Below are 6,994 nucleotides of genomic sequence, written 5' to 3'. Positions count from 1 at the left end.
GGGTCTGCACCGATGACGACCTGGCGCACCGCCTGACCGAGCCTCACCCCGGCCTTCGGCAGTTCACCGCGGGCACCGGCGAACCCGCCGGAGAACGGTGCGTGCTCGGCGAACCGGCTGAACGGGGCGAAGAATCCGGCCCAGGCGTCCCCGTCCTCGTCACCGGTGTCGGCGGACGCCTCGTCCTGTCCCGCCTCGTCCTGCCCCGCCTCGGTGAGGGTGAAGGTGCGGCGCCCCTCATCTTCGGCGACGGTGGCCAGGCCCTCGTCGACGAGCAGCTGGAGGGTCGGGTACACCTCGGCCGCCGCCGGCTCCCAGTCGTCGGTGCTGCGCTCGGTGATGGCGCGGATCACCGCGGCACCGGTCGCCGGCGTCGTCGCCAGCACACTCAGTGCGGCGGCGCGGACATCATGGTCGCCCACGGCGTCCTTCGTGATCTCCAGGCGGGGACGCTTGGCGGCGAAATCATCGCGCAGCCCGCGGATCATGTCGAACAGGCCGCTGAAGTCCTGCGGCTCGTCGGAGGTTTTCTTGTCGGTCATTGTCGTACCCCGTTCTTCTCTGACTGTGGCGTGGTGGTCGGTACACCCCCAGGGTACGCCGGGACCCTGCGGTTACCCTGTGAGTCATGACCCACGGCAACGGCCGCTACGCGCCCAGTCCCAGCGGAGACCTGCACCTCGGCAACCTGCGGACGGCGGTCCTCGCCGAAGCGTGGGCCCGGACCACCGGACGCGGCTTCCGGCTGCGCGTCGACGACATCGACTCCGCCCGCTCCTCGGAGCTCTCCGCCGACCGGCAGCTGGAGGACCTCGCGGCGGTGGGTGTGAGCTGGGACGGGGCGGTCGCGCGGCAGTCGGACACCCTCGCCGACTACGGGGCCGCCCTCGACCGGCTCATCGACGGGGGCCTGGTCTACGAGTGCTACTGCTCGCGCAGGGACATCGCCGAGGCCGCCCGCGCACCGCACGCCGCGCCGGGGAGCTACCCGGGCACCTGCCGGAACCTCACCGACGCTCAACGTGAGCGGAAGCGGGAGGAACTCTCCGCGACCGGTCGCGTTCCGTCGCTGCGGTTACGGGCACGGGTCAGCCGGTGGACCGTGCGGGAGACGTTCTCCGCCGAGGCGGCCGGCGGCCGGTACACCGGGGTCGTCGACGACATGGTGCTGCGCCGCGGTGGTGCACAGGACACCGGCTTCGCCTACAACCTCGCCGTCGTCGTCGACGACACGCTGGCCGGCGTCGACCAGGTCGTCCGCGGTGACGACCTGCTCAGTTCCGCTCCCCGGCAGGCTTATCTCGCGCACCTGCTGGGCCTGCCGGAGGTGGAGTACGTGCACGTACCGCTGGTGCTGGGGCCGACGGGTCAGCGCCTGGCGAAGCGCGACGGGGCGGTGACGCTGCGTCAGCTGCCGGGGGAGACCTACGCCGGGAAGGCTGCGGCGGCGCGCGCGTGGATCGACGCCTCCATCGGGGACGCCGCGCTGGCCGATCCGCGGTTGCTCCCCCACGACCCGGTGAGGTGGGAGGGGAAGTGACTACCGCACGTTGCGGCGGGTGAAGACCGGGGCGACCTTCCTCGCCGCAGCCTGCTGTGCGAGCTTCGTGTTGGACGCCACGAGCAGCCGGAACTGCCGGATCCGCTCGCGTGCGAAAGTGGCGCGTGCCCCGCGGGTCCACGTCTCGTCGATGAGCCGCTTGCCGTAGGCGGCGGCATCGGGGGAGCGGGTGGCGATCTGTTCCGCGAGGTCCACTGCGGCGGCGATGACGCCGTCCGCATCCGTGTCGGAACCTGCACCGTCAACGGACCCGGCGGCCACGGGAACCTCGACAACCTCGCTGGCCAGCCCGTACTCCACGGCCTGTGCCCCGTCGACGGTCTCACCGGTCATGGTCAGCCGCTTGAGTACGTCGGCGCGCAGCTGCTGGGACAGGGACTGCAGCCCGGACATGTCCGGTATCAGGCCCCACTTCGACTCGAGGATGCTCCACTGCGCGTCGGCGGTGGTGAACCGCCAGTCCGCCGCCATCGCCAGTTGCAGTCCACCACCGAAGCAGTGGCCGTGCACTGCTGCGATCACCGGCACCGGTAGGCGGCGGAACGCCCAGCACGCCTCCTGGAACTGGTTCGTGCCCCGCCACGGCCGCGGCACGAAACTCGCGGCCAGGGCCCGTGGTCTCCCCATGGCGGACGCGAAATCCAGCCCGGCGCAGAAGGAGCGTCCCTCCCCGGCGAGAACCACGGTGCGCACCGTGCGGTCCGCGCGGATCCGCCCGGCGATCGAGATGAGTTCGTCGAGGACCGGCAGTGTGAGGGAGTTGAGTTTCCCCGGGCGGTTCAGCCGGACGTGCGCGATGCGCACCGGGGCGTCGGTGAAGGTCAGGGTGGGCAGGTCGGGGGAGGTCCCGGGGTGGGAAGCGGTGGCCATGCGGTCCACGCTAACCGACGGCACCGTGGGGCGGGACGGTAACCGGAATCCGGGTTCAGCGGGTGGTTTTCAGCAGGTGGTTTTCAGCGGGTGGTTTTCAGTGGTTGGTTGTCAGCGGTTGGCCCGGTGGGCGGCCCCCGGTTGCCCCTGATGCTCCAGCACCTCACGCCAGTCACCGGCCATGTGCGGCAGGTCCCCCGCTTCGATCTGCTGTTCCATCCCGAGCATCAGTGAGCGCCGCAGCCAGGTGCCGGCGTCACGCATGCCGGGGAAGGACGCCGTGGTCAGTGAGCTCATGAACGTCCGTGAGGCCACGAAGTAGGCGGCGTTGGCGTCCAACACCGGTCGTCGGCGGATGACCTCCGTGACCATTTCCACGTAGATGCGCCGGGTCTCCGGGCCGAAGGGACCGTAGAACAGGTACCGGGTGAATCCCGGGTGGGCTGCGGCGAGCGGGACGACACGCGCACTGACCGCGTCCATGTAGTCCATCCAGGTGCCGGTGTCCGTGGCTGGATCGGGCGCCAGGTCCACTCCCGCAAACAGCCGGTCGCAGGCGCCGCGGTAGAGCTCATCGCGGCTGCGCACGTAGTTGTACACGGTCGCTTCGGCGATCCCGGCCTCCTTCGCCACGGCGGCGAGGGTGAAGTGGTCCAGTCCCAGCCGCAGGGCGGCGTCCTGCAGCGCGGTCAGTGAGGTTCTGGCGGGCCGCCCCACCTGCCGTCGCTTGGAGATCATGGCTGAGATGCTACCGGTGGTGAAACTGGTGCACCGGTGGTGGGTGGCTACTACCCCCGGTCGGTGCCCATCTGCCTGCCACGCACCCAGTAGGCCTGGGTGTGGGCGGACTTCTTCGGCAGGTCGGTCTCCCTGCGCAGGAAGGTGCGCACATGCTTGGTGACCTTGGACTCGGCGGCGGCCCAGATGTACCAGCCGGTCCAGTCCTTTCCGGCGATCTCCCGGTAGAGGGATTCGCCGTCACCGGCCGGGTCGACCCAGCGTGCGGTGATGGCCGGCCCCTCCGGTAGGGGGGACTGCTCGTCGGCGGGGGAGTGACGTTCCAGGATGACCCGGATCTCGGCGTCCGGACGGTCCACCTGCGCGGCCAGGGCCATCTGGTGGATCGCCGGCCAGGATGCGAGGTCCCCGAGGAAGAGGAATCCTTCCGGTAGCCCGGTTCCGGGGAGTCCCTCGATCGTGGCCTCCGGGTGGAACGGTTGCTCTCCGAGACGGTGGGCGTCGAGCGTCTCACCGACCTCGGCCCGCTTCGCCCAGGATGACGCAGGTCCGGACGGTTCGTGGATGACGAAGTCGACGCCGAACGTGCCGGCGGCGGCGTCCACGTCCACGAAGGTGTATCCGCGCTGGTGCTCCCTGCCGGAGCCGGACGGGTCCGGGAACCAGGCCCGCATCCAGTTACCGGGCTCCTCGCCGGACGGGTTGAGCAGGGTGTCTGAGTGGAAGGTCACCCGCACCACGTTGTCCGTGCGCTGCTCGCGGCCGGTGACCGTGATCCGGTGTTCCTTCGCCCCGAAAGCGCGGAGGACGACACCGCCGATTCCTTTGCCCATCGGTGACGCCGCCTACTTCTCGTCGCCCGTGCCGGCGGGTGGGGTCGGGGCGGGTGCTGTGGTCCGCACGCGGCGGATTCTCTTGGTGTGCATGGGCGATGATATTAGTGAGTCAGGACCGCAAATGTAAGAGGGAACGCTTGCCTCATCGCCGGCGGGGACGGTCCGGGGGTCCCGGGACGCCGGACGTCGCGGAGCGCGTCATGCCGGAGAACGACCGGTTAAGGTGGATGCCGTGACCGTGAACAGTATCGACACCGTCGAGACCAGGCACCTGCCGATGTACGCCGCCGGTGCGCTGAGTTTCCCGGTCAGGGCGTTCGGGAACGAGGAGGACCACGTCCGCGACACCTGGTGGGGGGAGCATTCCCATCCCACCCACGAGCTGATCTGGAACGAGTGCGGGGTGGGGCACGCCGTCACCGGCCAGCGGGTCTGGACCGTCACGCGCACCGTGGGGCTCTGGATTCCCGCGGGGACGCCGCACTCCGGCGGAACCCCGGCAGGGTCACGGCAGCTCGCGGTGCACTTCACCGCGGACACCATGCCGTTGACGTCCTATCCGGTGGCGGTGGACCTCACCGATCTGCTGCGGTTGCTCCTCGAACGGCTGGTGACGGAAGATCTGGCCCCCGACGCCCACCGCACCACCGAGCAGATGATCTTCGATGTGCTCCGCCCCTCCGACAACGGGCTGGTGCTGCGGGTGCCGACGGTGCCGCTGGTGGCGCCTATCGTGGAGGCGGTGCAGCGCAACCCGGCGGACAGTCGCACGCTCAAGGCCTGGGCGCGGGAACTCGGGGTCAGTACCCGGACGGTGACACGTGCCTTCGAGGCGGAGACCGGGATGGGGTTCACCCGGTGGATCACCGCGGCGCGGGTGCATTGTGCGGCGACGTTGCTGGGTCGCGACATGGGGATCGCCGAGGTGGCTGCGGCTGTGGGCTACGGCTCGGCGAGCTCGTTCACCACCGCTTTCCGGCGGGTGACAGGGACGACCCCCGGGCAGTTCCACGGTGGCGACCAGTAGGTTGTCCGATCTGCGACATACGGTGTCTTTGTTGCGTGATTGACCCACAGGGAAGGCTGCACTAGGTTAGGGCAGGTTTCAAGACTCCCCGCCTGAAAGGTCGCACATGTCCTCCACATCCCGGCTGACGCGGTTCCTCCGCCCGCTCGCCCTGATCTTCGCCGCGGTCCTCGGTCTGTCCCTGGCCGCATGCTCCTCCGACGACGACACCGACGGAGGTGACATCACCATCGAACACGCCTTCGGCACCACCGAGATCAAGGGCACCCCGGAGCGCGTCGCCACCGTGAACTGGTCGAACCAGGAGGTCCCGCTGGCCCTCGGTGTGGTTCCCGTCGGCATGGCCAAGGCCAATTTCGGAGGGGCCGACGTGCTGCCCTGGGTCCGGGACAGGCTTGACGAGCTCGGTGCCACCGGCGACGGCGACGTCGAGGCCCCGGTCCTCTTCGACGAGACCGACGGTGTCGACTTCGAGGCCGTCGCCGACACCCGGCCGGATGTCATTCTCGCCGGCTACTCCGGCCTGACGGAGGAGGACTACGACAAGCTCTCCGAGATCGCCCCCACCGTTCCCTTCCCGAAGGGCCAGATCGCCTGGGGTACCACGTGGCGTGAGAACATCGGGATCGAGTCCAAGGCCCTCGGCAAGGAGCAGGAAGGTAAGGACCTCATCGCGTCCCTGGAGTCCGAGATCGCGGAGAAGGCCGCCGAGCACCCGGCCGTCAAGGACAAGAGGACCATGTTCCTCACCCACGTCGACCCGACCGACCTCAGCCAGGTCAGCTTCTACTCGACCCATGACGCCCGCACGCAGTTCTTCACCGACCTCGGTATGTCCACCCCAGAGTCCATCCGGACGTGGTCCGACGAGAATGACCGGTTCAACGGCACCCTCTCCGCCGAGCAGTCCGACGTCTTCTCCGACGTCGACATCATCGTCACCTACGGTGACGCGGCGATGCTGAAGACCCTGCAGGACGACCCGGTGCTCGGCCAGATCCCGGCCATCCGGAACGGTGCCGTCGTGCTCCTCGGCGATGACGCCCTCGGTACCGCCGCCAACCCCACGCCGCTGGCCATCTCCTACATCCTCGACGACTACCTCAAGGTCCTCGACGAGGCCGCAGCCAAGGCCAGGTAGGACGCAGGGTAAGGCACAGAGCACCATCATGACGGACGCCGTCCCCGCCACAGGGAGAACCGACACCGAGAGAACCGCCGCTGGGAGAACCGCCGCAGGGAGAACCGCCACGGAGGCAACCACCGCGGAGACAACGGCCGAACGGTTGCGTCGCTCCACGGTGATGCGGACCACCTGGCTCCTCGTGGTGCTCGGCGTCCTCGTCGTCGTCATGGCCCTGTCCACGGCCATCGGTTCCCGGCATGTCGGCCTGGGCGACATCTGGTCGGCCTGTCTCGGCAACCGGGACACCTTCGCCGAAGGAGTGGTCGCCAAGCGCATCCCCCGGACGCTGCTCGCCGTCATCACCGGCGCCGCCCTCGGCATCTCCGGTGCGGTGATGCAGGGCGTGACCCGCAACCCGCTGGCCGACCCCGGCATCCTCGGCATCAACACCGGTGCTGCTCTCGCCGTGGTCCTCGGTATCGCCTACCTGGGGCTGTCCAGTGCCAGCCAGTACATCTGGCTCGCGATGTTCGGCTCGGCGGTCACCGCAGTCTTCGTCTACGTCATCGGCTCCCTCGGCCACGGCGGAACCACTCCGCTGAAACTGGCACTGGCCGGTTCCGCGACGGCTGCCGCCCTGACCTCCTTCATCAGCGCGGTGACGCTCACCCGCACCGATATTGTCGACCTCACCAGGAGCTGGGAGATCGGCGGTGTCGGCGGCGGGACCTGGGACTCGATCCGGCTGGTCCTGCCCTTCCTCGTGGTCGGCTTCCTGCTGTGCCTCATTTCCGCGCGCGGTCTGAACTCGCTGGCACTCGGTGATGAACTCGCCG

General features: G+C 69.2%; 8 protein-coding genes. 4 read left to right on the top strand and 4 right to left on the bottom strand.

The genetic code is table 11. The features are described 5' to 3' along the window. On the bottom strand, positions 1-542 hold a 542-nt coding region (locus QZV72_RS04470; protein ID WP_297005770.1), incomplete at its 3' end, for a PadR family transcriptional regulator. 86 nt (positions 543-628) lie between these two features. Here QZV72_RS04470 and gluQRS point away from each other — a divergent pair. Then, a complete protein-coding gene (gene gluQRS / locus QZV72_RS04465; protein ID WP_297005768.1) occupies positions 629-1,540 on the top strand; it encodes a tRNA glutamyl-Q(34) synthetase GluQRS in 912 nt (303 codons plus the stop codon). Here the strand turns inward: gluQRS and QZV72_RS04460 are convergent, their stop codons facing one another. The 3 genes from QZV72_RS04460 to QZV72_RS04450 all read right to left on the bottom strand — a co-directional run bounded on the left by QZV72_RS04460 (position 1,541) and on the right by QZV72_RS04450 (position 4,002). Then, positions 1,541-2,431, bottom strand: coding sequence for a crotonase/enoyl-CoA hydratase family protein (locus QZV72_RS04460; protein WP_297005766.1), 891 nt, complete (start codon positions 2,429-2,431; stop codon positions 1,541-1,543). 111 nt (positions 2,432-2,542) lie between these two features. Continuing rightward, positions 2,543-3,169: a TetR/AcrR family transcriptional regulator gene (locus QZV72_RS04455; protein WP_297005764.1), complete on the bottom strand. Its 627-nt coding sequence runs from the start codon at positions 3,167-3,169 to the stop codon at positions 2,543-2,545. Positions 3,170-3,219: 50 nt separating this feature from the next. Beyond that, the gene (locus tag QZV72_RS04450; protein WP_297005762.1) at positions 3,220-4,002 is read right to left on the bottom strand and encodes a siderophore-interacting protein; all 783 of its coding nucleotides are present in this window, start codon (positions 4,000-4,002) and stop codon (positions 3,220-3,222) included. A gap of 235 nt (positions 4,003-4,237) precedes the next feature. Between QZV72_RS04450 and QZV72_RS04445 the strand changes: the two genes are divergently transcribed. The 3 genes from QZV72_RS04445 to QZV72_RS04435 form a co-directional block, all read left to right on the top strand. After that, positions 4,238-5,032, top strand: coding sequence for an AraC family transcriptional regulator (locus tag QZV72_RS04445; RefSeq protein ID WP_297005761.1), 795 nt, complete (start codon positions 4,238-4,240; stop codon positions 5,030-5,032). Positions 5,033-5,138: 106 nt separating this feature from the next. Then, the gene (locus QZV72_RS04440; RefSeq protein WP_297005759.1) at positions 5,139-6,173 is read left to right on the top strand and encodes an iron-siderophore ABC transporter substrate-binding protein; all 1,035 of its coding nucleotides are present in this window, start codon (positions 5,139-5,141) and stop codon (positions 6,171-6,173) included. Positions 6,174-6,336: 163 nt separating this feature from the next. Next, positions 6,337-6,994 (top strand): iron ABC transporter permease (locus QZV72_RS04435; protein WP_297005772.1); only part of this gene is annotated, 658 nt, incomplete at its 3' end.

Origin of the sequence: uncultured Corynebacterium sp. (assembly GCF_902782855.1) — a bacterium.
Taxonomy (GTDB): domain Bacteria; phylum Actinomycetota; class Actinomycetes; order Mycobacteriales; family Mycobacteriaceae; genus Corynebacterium.
The sequence above is the reverse complement of the archived record's forward strand: the minus strand, read 5'-3'. Positions and strand labels throughout refer to the sequence as shown.